The sequence below is a fragment of the Actinomyces sp. HMSC065F11 genome (assembly GCF_001813085.1).
Taxonomy (GTDB): Bacteria; Actinomycetota; Actinomycetes; order Actinomycetales; family Actinomycetaceae; genus Gleimia; species Gleimia europaea.
Map to the genome: position 1 here is coordinate 243,652 of NZ_KV811484.1, position 17,446 is coordinate 261,097.

At 57.7% G+C, this 17,446-nt stretch carries 15 protein-coding genes; 7 read left to right on the forward strand and 8 right to left on the reverse strand.

What is annotated here, in order from left to right; translation table 11 throughout:
* Positions 1–34 precede the first annotated feature (34 nt).
* From HMPREF2891_RS08440 to HMPREF2891_RS08460, 5 genes are all read left to right on the forward strand, one after another.
* Complete coding sequence (locus HMPREF2891_RS08440; RefSeq protein WP_261666862.1) at positions 35–1,522, forward strand: SLC13 family permease; 1,488 nt, start codon at positions 35–37, stop codon at positions 1,520–1,522.
* 30 nt (positions 1,523–1,552) lie between these two features.
* Positions 1,553–3,616 carry a sensor histidine kinase gene (locus HMPREF2891_RS08445; RefSeq protein WP_148131757.1) on the forward strand — a complete coding sequence of 688 codons (2,064 nt, stop codon included), beginning with the start codon at positions 1,553–1,555 and terminating at the stop codon, positions 3,614–3,616.
* Complete coding sequence (locus tag HMPREF2891_RS08450; RefSeq protein WP_070619552.1) at positions 3,616–4,086, forward strand: response regulator; 471 nt, start codon at positions 3,616–3,618, stop codon at positions 4,084–4,086. The genes HMPREF2891_RS08445 and HMPREF2891_RS08450 overlap by 1 nt, the downstream gene beginning before the upstream one ends.
* Positions 4,087–4,090: 4 nt before the next feature.
* Positions 4,091–5,140 (forward strand): pseudouridine synthase, encoded by a 1,050-nt coding sequence (locus HMPREF2891_RS08455; protein WP_158237814.1) that lies wholly within the window; start codon positions 4,091–4,093, stop codon positions 5,138–5,140.
* 168 nt (positions 5,141–5,308) lie between these two features.
* Positions 5,309–6,040 (forward strand): aldo/keto reductase, encoded by a 732-nt coding sequence (locus tag HMPREF2891_RS08460; RefSeq protein WP_070664981.1) that lies wholly within the window; start codon positions 5,309–5,311, stop codon positions 6,038–6,040.
* A gap of 138 nt (positions 6,041–6,178) precedes the next feature.
* Here HMPREF2891_RS08460 and HMPREF2891_RS08465 read toward each other — a convergent pair whose 3' ends face one another.
* Positions 6,179–7,669, reverse strand: a complete 1,491-nt coding sequence (locus HMPREF2891_RS08465) for an amino acid permease (protein WP_070664983.1) — start codon at positions 7,667–7,669, stop codon at positions 6,179–6,181.
* Between the two features lie 220 nt (positions 7,670–7,889).
* On the opposite strand from HMPREF2891_RS08465, the gene HMPREF2891_RS08470 reads away from it, so the two are divergent.
* Positions 7,890–8,348, forward strand: coding sequence for a RidA family protein (locus HMPREF2891_RS08470; RefSeq protein ID WP_034509829.1), 459 nt, complete (start codon positions 7,890–7,892; stop codon positions 8,346–8,348).
* A gap of 43 nt (positions 8,349–8,391) precedes the next feature.
* Here the strand turns inward: HMPREF2891_RS08470 and HMPREF2891_RS08475 are convergent, their stop codons facing one another.
* Both HMPREF2891_RS08475 and HMPREF2891_RS08480 read right to left on the reverse strand, forming a co-directional pair.
* Complete coding sequence (locus HMPREF2891_RS08475; protein WP_070664985.1) at positions 8,392–9,090, reverse strand: N-acetylmannosamine-6-phosphate 2-epimerase; 699 nt, start codon at positions 9,088–9,090, stop codon at positions 8,392–8,394.
* Positions 9,080–10,060 carry an ROK family protein gene (locus tag HMPREF2891_RS08480; protein ID WP_186822322.1) on the reverse strand — a complete coding sequence of 327 codons (981 nt, stop codon included), beginning with the start codon at positions 10,058–10,060 and terminating at the stop codon, positions 9,080–9,082. Before HMPREF2891_RS08480 ends, HMPREF2891_RS08475 begins: the two co-directional genes overlap by 11 nt.
* Positions 10,061–10,180: 120 nt before the next feature.
* Here HMPREF2891_RS08480 and HMPREF2891_RS08485 point away from each other — a divergent pair, with 120 nt between their 5' ends.
* Positions 10,181–11,164: an acetylxylan esterase gene (locus HMPREF2891_RS08485; protein ID WP_083311324.1), complete on the forward strand. Its 984-nt coding sequence runs from the start codon at positions 10,181–10,183 to the stop codon at positions 11,162–11,164.
* An 80-nt stretch (positions 11,165–11,244) separates the two neighbouring features.
* Here HMPREF2891_RS08485 and HMPREF2891_RS08490 read toward each other — a convergent pair whose 3' ends face one another.
* The 5 genes from HMPREF2891_RS08490 to HMPREF2891_RS08510 form a co-directional block, all read right to left on the reverse strand.
* Positions 11,245–12,624: an ABC transporter permease gene (locus tag HMPREF2891_RS08490; protein WP_070664987.1), complete on the reverse strand. Its 1,380-nt coding sequence runs from the start codon at positions 12,622–12,624 to the stop codon at positions 11,245–11,247.
* Complete coding sequence (locus HMPREF2891_RS08495; protein ID WP_070664990.1) at positions 12,621–13,355, reverse strand: ABC transporter ATP-binding protein; 735 nt, start codon at positions 13,353–13,355, stop codon at positions 12,621–12,623. The genes HMPREF2891_RS08490 and HMPREF2891_RS08495 overlap by 4 nt, the downstream gene beginning before the upstream one ends.
* 3 nt (positions 13,356–13,358) lie before the next feature.
* The gene (locus tag HMPREF2891_RS08500) at positions 13,359–14,333 is read right to left on the reverse strand and encodes an efflux RND transporter periplasmic adaptor subunit (protein WP_083311325.1); all 975 of its coding nucleotides are present in this window, start codon (positions 14,331–14,333) and stop codon (positions 13,359–13,361) included.
* 143 nt (positions 14,334–14,476) lie between these two features.
* Entirely contained in the window at positions 14,477–16,555 is a 2,079-nt protein-coding gene (locus tag HMPREF2891_RS08505) for a sialidase family protein (protein WP_070664993.1), read from the reverse strand.
* A gap of 72 nt (positions 16,556–16,627) precedes the next feature.
* The gene (locus HMPREF2891_RS08510; RefSeq protein WP_034509819.1) at positions 16,628–17,395 is read right to left on the reverse strand and encodes a FadR/GntR family transcriptional regulator; all 768 of its coding nucleotides are present in this window, start codon (positions 17,393–17,395) and stop codon (positions 16,628–16,630) included.
* Between the last annotated feature and the right edge of the window lie 51 nt (positions 17,396–17,446).

Here is a 17,446-nt window from a genome sequence, read left to right on the forward strand (position 1 = left end):
GTGCTCAACGAGGAGCCGGCATTTGCAAATATGGATGAGGACGCAAAGTATGACCCCCGGATCTAAGCAGGTTCGGCGTCGTTCAGCTACGCCGACGGTTAGGAAGTCCGCGCCCCGTAAGTCGGGGCCAAAAGCAGTGATCGCTCAGCAGGCCACCAAGCTTCAGCGATTTGGTCAGATCGCCGCAGTAATAGGCTTTATTGTTCCGTTTGTTGTGGACATTCCGGGTCTTGATCCGGTGGGCTCGCGCATGTTGGCGATCTTCTTGGCCGCGATCATGCTGTGGGTGACCGAAGCTATCCCACTGTCTGCTACCGCTGTGCTGGTGATAATGGCAGAGGTTTTGCTAGTTTCCGATCAAGCTCTTTTGCCGGTTCCTGACAGTGTGCCGACTTCTGCCACGTTCTTTGCATCGCTCGCTAACCCAGTGATCATCTTGTTCTTGGGCGGCTTTATGCTTGCGGATGGAGCAGCAAAGTTTGGTGTGGATAAGGCGATTGCAGCGGTTATGCTGAAGCCGTTCTTGTCCTCTCCGAAGATGATGTTGATGGGCGTCATGCTGATCACGGCCACCCTCTCGATGTTCATGTCGAATACGGCCACAACAGCCACAATGTTTGCGGTGTTCATGCCGGTTTTGGCGCAGTTGCCCGAGGGGAAGTCTCGAGTTGGCCTGGCCCTGGCGATTCCGGTGGCCGCGAACGTGGGCGGTATTGGTACGCCCGTGGGTACGCCGCCCAATGCTATTGCGCTAGGTGCGCTCCAAAGCGCAGGCATTCATATTTCGTTCATCGGCTGGATGGCTCTGGCGATTCCACTAATGCTTGTGGTGCTGGCAATCTCGTGGGCATGGCTAGCATTTGCTTACATGCCGAAGGACCTAAACATCGAGCTTGATCTAAGTGCCAAGTTCGATCGCGGTCGAAACGCAACTATCTTCTATGTAGTGGCAGGAATAACCGTGTTGCTGTGGATGACGGAACCGCTACACGGCATTTCGTCTAACACGGTTGGTTTCGTACCCGTGGTGTTACTGATGGTGACGCAGGCGATGTCGGGTGATGATCTGCGCAACCTTGACTGGCCTGTGCTGTGGCTTGTGGCGGGTGGTATTGCCCTGGGTATTGGTGTGGGTAAGACGGGCCTCGACGCTTGGATAATTGGCCTCATTAATTGGGAGGCCGTGCCGGTTGCTCTGCTTATGCTGACTCTAGCGGGAGTGGGCTTCTTGATGTCAAACGTTATTTCGCACTCGGCCGCGGCAAACCTGTTGATTCCGCTCGGTATGGGTCTGGGCGCATCGGTTGCGGCAACGCCGGCCGAGATCGCGGTGGTGTTGGCGCTGGGTTGTTCGCTGGGCATGTGTCTACCGATCTCGACGCCTCCGAACGCTATTGCCTACTCGACGGGCGAGATCAGCACGCCGCGCATGATCAAGACGGGTCTTGTGGTTGGCGTGTCCGGCACGTTGCTACTCGCTTTTGTGATGCCACTGTACTGGGGCGGGGCAGGCCTGTTGTAACGCGAGGCGTTTAGCGGAAAGCAGGTAGATGTGAGCGTGACGCGCGTGGGCGGCGATTCGGCAGAATACATGCTGCATATTCTGGCCGTTGCCGCAGATGAGAGCGATCCGGTTTGCCAGGCGGCCTCTGATATTGAAGGGCAACTGAAAAACTGCGACGTGCGTGTTGCGTTCGGGTTTGAGCAGGTGGAGCGCGCGCTCGCGTCACAGTGCGAGACCGGCCAGTGTTTAGTGCCGGGCGTCCTCATTTCCCCGCATCTTGGAAATGTGGACGAGGTGGTGGAGCGCCTACGTAAGTTTGGTGTGCTGGCGCGATCTGGCTTTGTGTTGATCACGGATAAGAAGCGGCACGAGGACGTGGCCCGGTCTGTGAATGATGGCTCTTTGGTGTCGGTGGTGGCGGTGCCGTGGACTCCGCCCGCACTGGTTGAGCAGGTTTCGGCGGTGATCAACAGGTGGTTGTTCAAGTATTTGCCGGACGCGGAAATAACGCGGGTGACTGCCGGGTTTGATGCGTGGGATGAACCGCGAGCGGGTGATTTGCTGTACGGATTGGACACTCCGGGTGAGCAGGTGCAGCGCGTGCTTCTGGAGGGCATTGAGCGGATTTTGGGACCGCGCCCACGCATGGTGTTGCCCGAGGGTGTGGACCTGACACGTCAGGGCGAGTCTGTGGACGCGGTGTACCTGGTGCTCAGCGGTTCGGTGGCTTTGCATCGCTCTTCCCAGTTTGGGGACGTGCTTTTGCATCATGCTACTTCTGGGCCGCTCATCGGATTGCTGTCGCTGGCCCGCCAACAGCGAGCCATGTTCACGTCCACCACCACAACGCAGGTGGAGTTGGTTCGCCTGTCTATTGAGCAGTTGGAGTTCGTGCTCCAACATTCTCCCGATACTTCAGCCAACTTGGCGGTGGTGGCAATCCAGGCTCTCACCGCCCGGTTGGTGCGCGCCGAGTACCTCCATATCGAAAACCATGAGTTAGCCGAACAGCTTGAGATGGAGCGGAAGAACCTGTCTGAAACGCTTCAGCAGCTTCGTTCAGCGCGTGAACAGCTGGTGGAGCAAACGAAGTTCGCGATGCTCGGTGAGCTTTCGGCTGGCATCGCGCACGAGTTGAACAATCCCGTGGCGGCGCTGCAGCGGGCCACCGAGCATATTGCCAGCGATGTGGCTACAGTGTTGGGCGCTCGCGGTGGCATGGAGGATGCGGCGGAAGCGATGGTGCGCGCCCGCGATGCGCGTCCGCGTTCAACGGCGCAGGAGCGGGCTTTGGTGCGCGAGGTCATGGCTTTAACTGATGACAACCGGGAGCTGGCGAAGAGGCTGGTGGGCGCTGGCATTACGGATCCAGATCAGGTGCGACATGTGTTGCGCGGGCAGAAGAAGGGCCGGTTTGGACGCGGCTCGGATGGCCCGTCGTTGGAGGTCGTTGAGGCCGCGGCTGGAATCGGACGTTCGGTGCGAAACTCCACGGTTGCCGCGGGACGGATTACGGATTTGGTGTCTTCTTTGAAGGCGTATGCGCGTCCGGATACGTCCCCTGTGGAGGGCGTGGATCTGGATGAGAATATCGAGGACGTGCTACGCCTAACCGCGCATCGCATGCGCGGGGTGGAAGTGGAGAGCCACTTCGCGGATTTGCCACCGATCCGCGCATATCCGGCGCGGTTGGAGCAGGTGTGGACCAATCTACTCATTAATGCAGCAGAGGCTATCCAGGACGAAGCTGGAGAGGTGGCGCAGGCGCCCACCCCCTCGCTTCCGGCGCGCGGTGAGGAAGCGGCGAAGATTGTGGTGGAAACGTCGGCTCCGGATGAAGCGCACGTGCGGGTTGCCATTACCGATAACGGCCCGGGCATCCCCCAAGAGCTTGTGCATCGCATTTTGGAGCCTCATTTCACTACGAAGGGCGGCCAGGTGCGGTTTGGGCTGGGTATGGGAATGTCGATTTCGAAGTCGATTGTGGATGATCACGACGGCTCGCTTTCGATCGCGTCCGTGCCAGGGCGCACGACGATTTCTGTGGTTCTACCCGTTGCGGGGTCAGATGTGGAAAAGTTGTTGTTAGAAGATAGTGGAAACGAGGAATGATGAAGCTTGCGATCTTGATTGTGGAGGACGAGCCGGAGGTTCGCGACGCGCTAGAGCGTGACCTCGAGTCGTTTCAGGGCGTATGCCGCATTGAGGTGGCTGATTCGGCGGAGGACGCGCGCCTTGCGATTGATGAGATTGAAGAGGACGGCGACGTGCTTGCGCTGGTTCTGGCCGATCACAGGTTGCCGGGAGAGTCTGGCGTTGACTTCTTGATTGCGCTGGCCTCCGATGAGCAGACGGCAGATACGCGCAAGGTGCTGGTGACGGGCCAGGCGGATCAGGAAGACACGATTCGGGCGCTGAATGAGGCGAGCTTGGATCACTATTTCACAAAGCCGTGGAACGTGCAGGAACTTGTAGACGAGGTGCGCGAACAGTTGACGGACTACGTGATCTCGATGGGCGTTGACCCGCTGCCGCATATGCGGGCGTTGGATGCTGTGCGCGTGATGGATGCGATCCGTTAGGCACGTGCCTCCCGCTCGTGGGGGAGTGCGCCCGATTCGCGTGGGCGTTTCGGATTTTTTGACGCTTCGCGACGCCCTGGTGAATCGGTTTCCAACCCTGGATGAGGCCGTGATTGAAGCAATTTTTGCGTCCGGGGATGTGGTTGATTCGCGAGGGAGGAGCTTGGATGCGGACGCTTCTACGGTAAGTCTTTCGCAGGGCGTGTGGATTTATAGGCCAATCCCGGACGAACCTTCGAGCGCGATTGAGGTGGAGGTGCTGGCTCGCGGTGAGGGGTGGCTGATTGCGGATAAGCCGCATGATTTAGCCACAATGCCGCGAGGTAGGTTTGTGGCGCGCACGCTAACGGTGGCGCTTCGCCGGCAGGAGGGCAATGATGACATCGTGTTTGCGCACCGCTTGGACCGAGCCACGGCCGGGGTGATTTTAGCGACCTCGGATCCGGCTAAGCGCGGCATGTATCAGCAGATGTTTTCGCGCGGCGAGGTGAAGAAGAGATACCTTGCGGTTACGGGTCTCCCAGCGGAGGACGCTGCGGGGTTGCCGGGCCGAGAGCCCTCTGGCGTGGATAGTGCGGGCGCATTGGACGTGAGCTGGTTTGCGGCTCGGGCGCACGAGAATGTTGCAGTATCAGGCGGCGTGGATGAGCGCGGCCCCTACCTGTGCGTTACTTCGCGTATTGAAAAGCGCGGAATGAGGGTTTTTAACGAGGCTGGTGAGCCTAACTCGCAGACGATTATGCGCCCCGCTACCGGTTTTGTTCCCGAGGCTTCCGGGCCGGTGCGTGGAGCGGGTTTGCAGGTGTGGGACGTTGAGCCGGTGACTGGGCGCACGCATCAGATTCGCGCACACTTTTTTGGGGTGGGTATTCCGATTGTGGGTGACCCGCTGTATGGAGGACAGTTTGCGGCAAAGTACGGGCTAGACGAAACCCCGCCGGGATTCGCGCAGCTACAGTTGCTGGCGAAGAATCTCGAGTTCACTGATCCGCAAACGGGTGAACTGGTCTGTGTGTCTAGCCGGCGAGGGTTGGAGTTTGCAAAGCCGGGCTGAGGTTAGACCTTGAGACGGCGTTGAAGTAGCTAATGATTTAAGGAAAGGCTCGCTCGAAGGAGCGAGCCTTTTGCGATCAATTAGACAATTTGCAAAATGAGGCAAAGAACAAAGTCAATAGATGGTAAAGTAGCTTTACCTAATCGTAAAAGAGGATAGGGGGTTGCGATGTTTGAGATGAGTGCGGCATTCGATTCACAATCGGTGAGTCTGGACGCTCCAGTTGGTGTTAGCTTGACCAATGCGTTCGCTCGCTGCGCACAGAGCGCCGGCGTGGAACAGGTTGATCTTTCCGGCCTGCGTTTTGTTGAGGCCACGGACTCCTCTTCGCAATCCCTTCTTGCAGATGCTCCCGCTCAGTCCGCTTTGAGTATCCACCTTGGTAACCCAAGCGAATCCGCGGCGCTGCCCGATCTTGGTATGGACCCGCAGCTCCTTGAAGTTAGCATCTTGGCGGCACTCCAACGCACGGGCAGAGAAAACCTGGACATCGTGCAGCTAACCGGACAGTGCGCGGACCATTTGCTCTCGCGCAAGCAGGTGCAGACGCTTCGCTCCTTGAAGGATGAGGGCCTGGTTCGCAATTGGGGTGTGCGTGTGCGCACGGTCCGTCAGGCAATGCGCGCAATGTCGATAGTGGGTCTTAGCTACGTCTCGTTTAACGCATCGGACTTTGGGGCCGAGGCCACCGCAGGAATCCTCGCGGCGGCGCGCCGAGCGGGAACCACCGTGATCGTTTCGGTAAATGCTGATACGCCCGCCCAGACCATCTCTGGCTTGCGCCACAATCCGAGTGTTCTTGGTGTGTTGATTGAGGTTAATTCCCTGGAAGGTCTGGCAAAATCAACTTCCACTATCGAGGAGCTACGCCGCTTCAGCAACGTTTTGCGCATCGCTTAACAAGAGCCTCTGCTCTCACGAGTTTTGCTTGGAGTGCAGCACGGTTTGCCGCGGGGACATCTGCAGCTGATGGTTTACGCAGAGGGCGCCTGCCGATTTTTACCGGTAGGCGCCCTCTAAAATATGAAGACGAATGCTTTAGTGGTCTACGCGTGAAAGATCGGCGGTTGCGGGGTCTACCATTTTTGAGCGGGTAACTATCTTGTGGCCGATCCACAGCAACAGGAACGCGATCAGACCAACGTAGGTTGAGAAGATTGCGCCAACATTGAACTGGCCTGAGAATATCTCCATGTTCTGCCCGAAGATAATGACCAGAACCATGATGAGGGCAACGATGGGGCCGAGTGGGAACAGCTTGGAGCGGAAGGGAAGCTCGGCCGGATCGTGACCCTGGACCTTCATGGCCTTGCGGAAGCGGTAGTGGCTCCACGCGATGCCCGCCCACACGATGAAGCCGGACAGGCCGGAGACGGTGATGAGCCACAGGTAAGCCGCTCCATCGCCAATCAGTGACGTGATGAAGGCGAATGCGCCTACCGCGGTGGTGGCCAGGAGGGCGGGCATGGGGACGCCGCGTTTGTTTACCTTGGTGAAAATCTTGGGGGCCTTGCCCGACAGGGCTAGCGAATACAGCATCCGGGATGAGGCGTACATGCCGGAGTTTCCTGCTGACAAGATCGCGGTTAGCACCACTGCGTTCATTATGGTTGCCGTAGCCAGAATGCCCGCGCGCTCAAAAATGAGGGTGAAGGGCGAGATGGAAATATCGCCAATATCTGCCGCTAGTAGGTGCGGGTCAGAGTAGTGCAACAGGAATCCGATGACAGCAATCGCACCAATGTAGAACAAGGTGATGCGGAAGAATACGGTGCGCACAGCCTTAGGGATGGTGCGCTCAGGGTTCTCGGCCTCGCCCGCGGCAACCGCAATAAGCTCGGTGCCTTGGAACGAGAAGCCCGCGATCATCATAATTGAGAACCATCCCAACCATCCGTTAACAAACGGGGCGTCACCAGAAGTCCAGTTTTGGGTGCCGGGGGACGGGCCGCCCAAAATGCCAAAAATCATGGCAACGCCAACGATCAAGAACACGATCACCGTAACGACTTTGATGAGGGCGAGGTAAAACTCGGTTTCCCCAAATCCCTTAACGGTGAATGCGTTGATAAGGAATAGGACGGTGAGGAACACGGCTGACCACACCCAGGAGGGCACGTCTGGGAACCAGTACCGCATGACTAGCGCAACGGCCACGATCTCTGCGGCCAGGGTGATAGCCCAGTTGAACCAGTAGTTCCATCCGGTTGCAAAGCCAAATGAGGGTGAGATCCAGCGGGTTGCCCAGTTCTCGAACGAACCAGCGGTGGGTAGCCACGTGGACATTTCCCCCAGCGATTGCATCAGCAGGTAGACCATGAAACCGATGGCTGCGTAGGCGGCTAGGGCGCCACCCGGTCCCGCTTGAGAGATGGAACCGCCAGACGCAACGAGGAGGCCGGTGCCGATAGCGCCGCCCATAGCGATCATGTTCAGGTGGCGAGCCCCAAGCTTTCGCTGCAACTTCTCCGGGTTTGACCCAGACTCACCAGCCTGTGGTCCCGATGGGGTATTTTGAGGAGCGCTCATCACGGTTCCAATCTCGAATGCTATTTTCTATTGGGAAACTTACAGCAAAACGCTTCGCGCTCCGAAGGGCGCTTGTTTTCTGCCCGAATTGTGGACGATACCCGCAAGTAAGGGCGCGTTCAATTCTTTGTGCCGAGTGCCGCAAATCCAGGCGTGTGTGCGCGTGGTTTGAGTTTTTGCTCGGGCCCTGCTTGATAAATTTGGGGTGGAAGGAGCTGCTATGAGTGTTAGTGAGCGTTTGGAAGAACTTGGTATCGAGTTGCCGAAGGTGGTGGCTCCTGTAGCGGCGTACACGCCGGCCCTCGTTTTTGAAAATACGGTGCGCACGTCCGGTCAGTTGCCGATGGCGGACGGGCGGGTGACGTGCCAGGGCCGCGTTGGACCGAACCGGACCAGTCCAGTGGAGGCGTACGAGGCTGCGCGCCTATGTGCTTTGAACGCGCTGGCTGCCGCGGCTGAGGCTGCCGGGGGAGTAGATCGTATAAAGCGAGTGTTGAAGGTGACGGGTTTTGTGGCTTCCTCGCGCGCATTCCACGCCCAACCGGCCGTGATTAACGGGGCGTCGGAGCTGTACCAGGAGATTTTTGGCAGCCAGCACGTGCGCTCCGCGCTTGGAGTGAACGCACTCCCGCTCGATGCTTCCGTTGAGGTTGAAGTCGAGTTCGAACTGCAAGATTAGGCAAAGAGCCGGTAGCGGGATTTTGCTACCGGCTCTTTGTTAGCTACTTGGCTACGCCCTCTTTGACGGCGGCTGCGAACCACCTGGTGATTGACGTGGGGTGCGTGATTGCGGTGCCAACCACGGCTGCCCAGGCGCCCGCTTCCATTACTTGACGGGCTTGATCAACCGTGTGGATGCGGCCTTCGCACAGCACGGGATGGTCGGGGAATTCCTCGACGATGCGGTGGAGCACTTCAAAGTCGGGGCCATCGGTTTTGGGTCGTTCACCGGTGTAGCCCGAAAGCGTGGTGGAGAGAATGTCACTGCCGGCCTCGGCGGCCATAACCGCATCCTCAAAAGACCCGCAATCAGCCATCACAACGGCTCCTTCATCGTGCAGGGCCGCCACGGTTTGTGCGTAGGTTAGGGCATCTGGGCGGGGACGGCGCGTGGCATCAAGAGCAACAATGTCGGCTCCGGCCATCATGCACGCACGCGCGTGGCGCAACGTGGGGGTAATGAATACGCCGTCGTGGCCGTCTTTCCACAGGCCGATAACGGGCACGTCCACCTGACCGCGAATCGCAGAAATATCGGCTAGGCCCTGGCAGCGAATAGCCACCGCTCCGCCCTGCTGCGCGGCGAGCGCAATCTGCGCCATCGTTTCGGGGTGGCGCATTGGCTCGCCCGGATAGGCCTGGACCGAGACCACAAGGCCGCCTTTGATCTGTTGCAGAAGGGTGTTTGCCCTATCGTTCATTTTCTACTCCTTCAAGTTTGGAAGCGGCCCAGGTGGTGGCGCCAAGTAGGGGAGCGTCAGATCCGAGCGTGCCTTCAAGTATTTCGATTTCTTTAAGAATGGGCAGGGCTCCGGCTTGGAAGGCATTCTTGAGCGCGGACCACCAGATCTCGCCCGACCTTGTGACCGAACCCGATAGAACCACCGCCTGAGGGTCAACACAGTTCGCGATCCCCGCAATCGCATCGCCCAGCCCGGCGCCCGAATCTGCCAGAACCTGAGTGGCAAGGGCCTCGCCAGCCTGCGCGCGCTGAGTGATTTCTCTCCCGCTCTTGGCCTGGTCCTCATTCGCACTTGTGCGCGCATTGTAAAGATCAACCTGGCCGGTGCCGGACGCAACGGACTCGATGTGTCCACTAGCGCCGCACGAGCAGGGGAAACCGGCCGCGAGCGGGTGGGGAACGTGGCCAACGTGTCCGGCGGCGAAGTGCGCACCCATGTGGAGCTTGCCGTCTGCAACAATAGCCCCGCCGATGCCTGTGCCAACCGCTACCGCGAGCACAGAGCCGTATTCCTTCCCCGCCCCGTAAGTACATTCGCCAAGGGCGTGAGCGTGCACGTCGTTCAAGGTGGCCACGGGCAAGCCAAATTCTTCCTCCACCAGCTTTGCCAGCGGCGTTCCGGCCCAGCCTTTGATCAAATCCGTTGCGGAAATGATCGCTCCGGTTTCAGTATTCACAACGCCTGCAGATGCAATGCCGATAGCCGCAGGGGCTTCATTTTCGAGGGCGAGGCAACGTCGAACTGATTCAAACACGGCCTCAACTACGGCCTTGGACCCGGACCTGGCGGGGGTGGGAACCTCGGACTTGTTGCTAACGAGGGGGAGGGGGCTGGCAAGCTCCACGATGGCTGAGGCTATTTTGGTGCCGCCAATGTCGATGGCGATAAAACGCCGGGGACTGGTTGTGGCTGAGGAGGTTGGTGCCACCGCTGGCTCCTTTGCGTGCACAAATGTTTCTCTCAAATCCTAACAAATAAGACATCAGACGAAAGGGGTGTTGGTCTTGAAAATGGAATCGCGCTCGCGGGCGAGCGTTAATCTGGTGGGGTGGCACTTACAGATCTGACTTTGACCGAGATGCGCACGTTCCAACCCGACGTGCACATGCCCTCTGACTTCACCTCGTTTTGGGAGAATACGCTGGCACAAACCCGCCAGAAGATCGCTCGGGGTGGCCTGGTTTATTCGCTAACCCCACTTGACACCCCGTATAAGCAGATCGACTATTACGACCTCGAATTCCCCGGTTTTATGGGGGACCCAATCCGGGGGTGGCTGTCCGGGCCGGCCGGTTTTATGCAACAAAACGATCTGCCAATCATGGTGCAGTATCACGGCTATGGGGGAGGGCGAGGAATCCCCGGCGCCTACCCGCACTGGCCGATGGCAGGCTACGTGCACCTGTCGATGGACTCGCGCGGGCAGGGCGGTGATTTTGGAGGATACGCTGCTACGCCGGATCCTCATCCAGCTTCTCCTCACGCTCGCGGCTTCATGTCGAACGGGATTGAAAGCAAGGAAGACTACTACTTCCGCAGGCTGGTAACCGACGCAGTAATGGCTGTGGATACTGCGTTGGAGCTTCCGTTTGTGGATAAGTCGCGGGTGTTCGTTACGGGTGCGTCCCAGGGCGGCTACCTGTCCATCGCGGCGGGGGCTCTTCATGATCGCGTGCGTGCCTCCATGCCCGATGTTGCGGGCTTTTGTTACCTGATGCGGGGAGTTGACCTCACGGATGACAATCCGTATCGCGAACTAGCGCGCTTCTTCAACACCCACCCGGGCTCCGTAGACCATTATGAGCAAGTACTGAACTATTTTGACGGCGTGAACTTTGCACGCATCGCTCAAGCCCCGGCACTGTTCAGCCTCGGCATGATGGACGTGACGGTGCCGCCTTCAACCACATATGCGGCTTACAACGTTTATAACGCGCCCGCCGAAATGGAGGTTTACCCCTACGCCGGGCATGATGGCGGCGGCCTGCACCACTTCCTAAAACAGGCTTCGTGGATAAGCCAGTTTGTCTAGCAAATCGCAACCACAGCCGTGAAAAGGCCCGCTTACATTCCGATAAGTATCGGGGTAAGCGGGCCAAATACTAGTAGGTGTTAGTACCTGATTGCGTCGATTGGTTTTACCTTTACCGCGATGGCCGCGGGAATGATACCTGCAAGAGCTCCCACACCGGCCGCGATGAGGACGCCCAGAAGGGCGGCGGTCATCGGGTAGGGGATGGATGAAATTGGGATCGGGAAGTCTAACCAGTCATTCGGGGCAAGCCGGATAGTGAGGATAGATAGCAGCACGCCGGTAAAGCCGGCGGCCGTAGTGGCCACCACGGATTCGAGGAACACAGAGAAGAACACGCGCCGAGCGGATGCGCCCATTGCGCGTCTAATGCCGATCTCGCGAATGCGTTGGCGAACCGTCACAATCGAAACGGTTAACAAACCAAACGCGCCTAGCATAATCACAATGCCACCAATGATGGAGACGATGGTTGTGATGATGGCTCGCTGCCCCTCGCCCACATCGGATTGTTCACCGGACCAGTAGCTTTCAACTTGCCAGTTAGGCCCAAGTTGAGACTTTAGCGTTGCTAGTACAACATCGTTCGCATTTTCTTCTTCGCCAACGGGAACCAGTGCGCGTAGCTCGCCAGATTCCAGATCCGGAGCGGCGTTTTCTCCCGTGGCAAGACGAGGCTGTGAACAAATCAGGCCGTCGTAATGCATGAAAATCTCGTTTTGATCCCACCGCGTTTGCCCTTTTACAACGCCCACCACGGTAAGGGTTAAGCCGGGGTCGCCCTCAACAATGATCCGCGGATAGTTAAGCGGATTGGGCCTGCCCATGTTGTCCCACAGCTTCTCGTTGATCACAACAGGATTCATCTGCAGCATCGCGTCGGCGTCATTAATGAAACGCCCCACCAAAAGCTGGCGCGCAAAAAACTTGAAGTAAATCGGGTCAACGCCGCTTAGTTCCACCTGCTTATCAAAGCAGTCTTCCTGTTTGTAATCGCATTTGGAGGACCACGAGGAGGTGCGTATGTTCGGAGATACTCTCACCGAACGCGACCAGTTGGTGACCTTTAGGTCCGTCATGGTTGCGCGCGCGGCCGCCCCGAACTTGCTTGTACGCGTGCCGGTGGAATCCTCTACGAGGTCGGCGCTCTTGCCAAACTGCGGTTGATCCGACCCAGCGCCGTAACCGGCGGGGCCGTACGGACCGTAGGGACCAAACTTGCTTTCTGGATTGGCGTTGTCACCGCTTGAAGGAGTGGCTTGGAAAGTGAGGATACCCGGTCGGTTTCCCGAGATTGTTTGGAAATACTCGTCGGTTGCAAGTGCCATCGAGCCTAACGCCAGAACGGTTGCCATTGCCCATACGGCTACGGCCACACCCGTCAGCGATAGTACAAACCGACCCTTGTTAATCTTGATCTCGCCCCAGGCCTCGATTAGGGCGCTCAGAATCTTGTTCACTGCGCCTCCACCTCTAGGGACCGGGTAGCTAAAGCATCGCGTACCTGCTCATGGCTACGTTTAACCAGCACGCCCTCGGAAATTTGATAAATCTGCCTCGCGCGAGCTGCTACCTGCATGTCGTGCGAAATGATGATGAGGGCGGAGTTCATTTCTGCTGCCACTTGCTCCAGCAGGTCCATAACCATACTGCCGGTTTGCAGGTCGAGGGCGCCCGTGGGCTCATCCGCGAGGATCACTTTTGGCCTGCGCACGAGGGCGCGAGCAATCGCAACGCGTTGCTGCTCACCACCCGATAGCTGGCTGGGCATTGCCTCTAAACGGTCCCCTAAGCCCACAAGCTCAAGCATTTCTGCAGCCAAACTCGAGCGGCGAAACAGCGTTTTTGTTGAGGACGAATACAGTAGCGGCACCTCTACGTTCTCCAGGGCAGTGCGTGCATTAAACAGGTTGAACTGTTGGAATACGAAACCAAACGAGCTGCCGCGCAGAGCCGCACGCTTGCTTTCGGAGAGCTTAGCTACGTCCTCGCCGGCAAAAATGTATGAACCCGAATCAGGTAAATCCAACATGCCAATGATGTTTAGTAGCGTCGACTTACCCGTTCCGGACTGGCCCACAATCGAAATGTGATCGCGCGCGGACACGGTTAGGTCAACCCCGCGCAAAATCGGGAGGGGATTGCCGTTTTGAAGAGTGACCGTTCTGGTTACACCGGTAAGTTCTAACACGGTTTAACCGACTCCACCCGCGCCCATGTCGTCACCTGCCGGATCATTATTCTGGTTGTCCTGGCGGGGGACGAACTCCAAAATCTCCTGGCCTTCCGTTAGGCCCTCTTTGATTTCAATGAGGTAGCCATCCGAAATGCCAAGCTTAACCTCAACTTTTTCGGGCTTTTGCGTAATGTCGTCCGTGGGGAGGTAGACCGTGCCCTTCTGGTAGCGGCCTTCCACAGCTGTAACCGGTACGACGAGGGCGTTCTTGGCCTCGCCGCCGTGAATGATTAGCTTGGCCTTCACGCCGTCAAACACGAGCTCTGATTCGGGAATATCGCAGCGTAGCTGAGGACCGGAGTTGCTTTGCTCTTCGCCCTCTTTTTGTGCCGGAGAGCCGGTAACGGTTTTAAGACCGGTGCATTTGAACGGTGCGGGCCCGCCGGTGACGGCCAGCTCGGCCTCCTCGGGAACGCCCTGAAGCGAATACAACTGATCGGGCGTCACGGGAACTTCTGCGTGGAACGTGTCGGGCACGATAGTTGCAACGGGCGTGCCAACCTCAACCTGCTGGTCGATGAGGGCATCCAAAGAAATCGTGCCGGGCGAGGCCGCAATCACGTCGTGATAAGTCACAACCGCGGCAGGGGGCGGTCCCGCTTCACCATCGGGGCCCGGATCGGGAGCCTCAGGAACTTCCTTTTGCATGATCTGCATAATGCGATCGCCCGCGTTCACCTTTGCGCCGTCCTCAACGAACAGCCACACGACGGTACCCTGCGCCGTTGCCTTCACCGTTTCAGACTTGTTTCGCACAACCGACGCATCCAGCGTGACCTCGTGCGAAATATCGGAGCGCGTCACTTGCGTGGTGGGGAACGTGAAGTCCCCATCTCCTACCAAATCCGGCGCCTTTTGTTGGTTTGGAAAGAACGCGAACTTAACTAGCGCAACGGCGATGACCACCCAGACTAGTAATCGCAGGATCTGCATTATGAAAGTTCTAGTGGGGTGTGCGTTCATTGGGCGCCCTCTTTGGCTTCGCTTTAGTTAGGTATTTATGAGCATATTACTTTGTGGGTGGCCGAAATTTTCAATTCCGCACTAGTTAAATCTGCGCGTGTCGCTGTGCATCCTCATTCAGCGGCCGGAAAAAGGGAAAAGGGAATGAAACTGAACCATACGCCCGCGGTTTCTCGCTCCCACAGCATTCCGATCCCATTTTCGAGGGCAACGATGCTCTGGTAGCCGTGGTGGCGCGGATTGATCGCTAGGCTAATCCAGTTTGGTTTCGCATCCGGACGCGTCAGGCTTTGCGCGTCGGTTCGATACAACGTTCCGCACCCACGGTACGGCAACATTCGGGAGGCGTTAGCAAAATATATGAAGCCTTCGTGGGCTGTGGCTGCCGGTTGGCAAAAAATCTCCGAAATCTGTGTCTCCTCCGTGACCTCGCCCCAAGTTAGACCCCCATCTCGTGAAACCGCGCGCTGGACGAACGGGCGTTGCGACCTCGAAAACATCACAACGTCTCCATCGGGTAGTTCAACTACCGCGGACTCTGACATCGTTGCCGCGGGATTAGTGAAGCGGCGCGGATCCACCTGCTTCCCCTCAACCGTGCGTGCGTCATTAGTGGAAGCGGAACGTTGCCACGTTTTGCCGTCGTCATCGGAGTAGATTACCGCGGCCGAGAATTGCGAAGCGTCCTCGTTTGAAAAATATACGGGCACCAGCAGCCGGCCCGCGTTATCCCCATGGCGCAAGCGGATCCCCGCGCCCGGTCCGATTCCCAGAAACGTCATCCACTCGTCTTTAACATCGGCAGTTAATAGACGAGGACTTGACCAGGTTTCTCCTCTATCCGAAGACGTCACGATAGCGATGTGCCCCGTTGGGACTACCGTTAGCGGGCCTCTTCCAAGAATTTGCGGTCCGGCCTCAGCAACAAACTCGGTGGGCTCACCGTCTCGCGTCATCACCGGTGTTGGCCGCTCGGGCCAACCTCCGGGCACCAAAAACTCCTGCCCGTCTTTCGCTTGTAGTAGCAGATCTTCTCCGTCATGGCCGTGACCCGGCTGCGAATTCAGCAGACCGATGCCAGATGGATACAGGTCAAACAGCAAGTGGATGCGGCCCTTGGCATCCTCCACGCACGCCGGATCCGTAACCGAAATTGGCTCCTCCGGGTTTGACGGATAGCCAGCAATAGTTTGCGGATCAGACCACGTGTCGCCCTCGTCGTCAGAAAATGACGCGACAATCTCGGTTACGTTCGGAGAATCATTTGGTAGACCGTGGCGAGCATCCGCAAACGCAACCAGGCGCCCGCTACTGTGGCGTAAAAGGCTAGGAATCCGGTGAAAAATCCCGTTTGGGAAGAGGTCGAACACGGGGTTTTGAAATACGCAGGCGCGCCCACTCAGAGCCGCAATCTGCTGATCGTTTAACGCTGGGTAGATGCCGCCGCGACTAACCTCGCCCATCAGACGCTCGCCGTGCAGCGATTGCCCAACCATGAAGCGATCAAAGTGCGGTGCAGAACCAGGAACATGGCCCGTCAACCAGCCGTCCACAAACACCTCGATTGCTCCGCCTCCAAATGCGATTACGAGGTCGTGCCAGCGCCCATCAGACCAAGCACCAGCGCACTCCATCCGGGTAGCTGCCGCGGGTAGCTCCACTCGGATGCCTTCCTTATTCACGAAAGCAGTGAGCGTGGGTTTGCCTTGGCTTTGGGCAGCAAACACGGTGCCGTACTGGCCTTTCCCGCGCAGCCGGAAGCGCGCGTGTACCGCCCATTCGCGCAAGTCACCAATGCGTGCGGCATCGCGTTCATTGAGCTCCATTGCCGCGAACTCAACCAACGCGGCCGGTAGGGAGCCACCTTGCCTTACCGCGCGAGCAACGTCCTCATACGCGGCTTCAGTTAGCGTAATTGAAGAATCCGCATCCACCGGGTCGCCAACGGTTACCGGCGCAGACCACACCTCGTATCCGTCCAGGAAAATGCGGGTAGGCCCGCCCGTATAAACCGCAACCGTGTGTTCGCCTCTTAGGCGCGTGTCCTCTATCGCGTAGTGAAAGGGTCCCGGTTTGTCTCCCGAGAATACTAGGCAGTCACCATCCACCTCGAGAGTCCAGCCAGGGCCGCTCATAACCGTGGCCGCACCGCCAGTCCACTTCGAAAACCAAACGTTACCGGGCATAATCATCGTCGTCCCCAAAATAAACGTGGCGCTACCCCATGCGAGGCGCGCCGCGATGAAATGTTCATTGCTCTAAAATCAGCTGAGATCAAGAATGTTTGCAAGAGGCTCGTAATGAGCGTAAACGGCAGCGCGATACGCATCCGCGTCACCAGCCTGCGCAGTTTCCAACATGAGGGCGTGCGCCTTCGCGGTCGATACCAAGTCCGGCCGGATCGTTTCCTCCATGTCTGGAATGAAAGACTGGTGCACCATCCACATTGCCGCAACCAGCTGATTTAGCAGGCTGTTGTCTAGGTAGGAGGAGAGCCCATTGTGGAAAGCAATGTCCTCCTCCAGGTAGGTCTGCCCGGCCTCGGCCTTCTTAATCATCACCTGAACTAGCTCTTCCAGCTGCGGATTAGAAGTTCCCTTCATCTCCCGCGCCAAGCTGTCACTCATCCCCAGATCAATGTACCTGCGAATAGCTACAACGTGTCGCAGCGATTCCGATCCTTCAAAATGGTCCAGGGCGTAGCGCAAAACCAGCGTTTCAACCATCGGCTGAAGCGACATTTCGCCAACGAACGAGCCGCGTCCTTGCTGGACGCGCACAATATCTAAAGCTTCGAGCTTACGAATCGCCTCGCGCACAGAGGAACGGGAAACGCCAAGATCTTCGCACAGCTGGATTTCCGTAGGAAGAGGATCGCCAGGTTTTAGCTGATGGTCGAGTATGTACGCCTTCACCGCATCCATCGTGGCTTTGGATCTGTGAACAGACGCAATTCGGCCGGACTCAGCCTTTTTCGGCAAGTTTTTTGAAGTAGTCCCTAAAAACACTTGCATCAGGTTGTCTGTCATCATACGATTATCCTAACTGATACGTAGCAACGATGCTTATTGTTTCAGAAGTGA

Bases quoted from the DNA above. Each gene is read 5' to 3' on its own strand.
- HMPREF2891_RS08450 (WP_070619552.1), top strand. From the start codon at position 3,616: ATGAAGCTTGCGATCTTGATTGTGGAGGACGAGCCGGAGGTTCGCGAC.
- HMPREF2891_RS08440 (WP_261666862.1), top strand. From the start codon at position 35: ATGAGGACGCAAAGTATGACCCCCGGATCTAAGCAGGTTCGGCGTCGT.
- HMPREF2891_RS08460 (WP_070664981.1), top strand. From the start codon at position 5,309: ATGTTTGAGATGAGTGCGGCATTCGATTCACAATCGGTGAGTCTGGAC.
- HMPREF2891_RS08510 (WP_034509819.1), bottom strand. From the start codon at position 17,395: ATGATGACAGACAACCTGATGCAAGTGTTTTTAGGGACTACTTCAAAA.
- HMPREF2891_RS08475 (WP_070664985.1), bottom strand. From the start codon at position 9,090: ATGAACGATAGGGCAAACACCCTTCTGCAACAGATCAAAGGCGGCCTT.
- HMPREF2891_RS08500 (WP_083311325.1), bottom strand. From the start codon at position 14,333: ATGCAGATCCTGCGATTACTAGTCTGGGTGGTCATCGCCGTTGCGCTA.
- HMPREF2891_RS08505 (WP_070664993.1), bottom strand. From the start codon at position 16,555: ATGATTATGCCCGGTAACGTTTGGTTTTCGAAGTGGACTGGCGGTGCG.
- HMPREF2891_RS08465 (WP_070664983.1), bottom strand. From the start codon at position 7,669: ATGAGCGCTCCTCAAAATACCCCATCGGGACCACAGGCTGGTGAGTCT.
- HMPREF2891_RS08470 (WP_034509829.1), top strand. From the start codon at position 7,890: ATGAGTGTTAGTGAGCGTTTGGAAGAACTTGGTATCGAGTTGCCGAAG.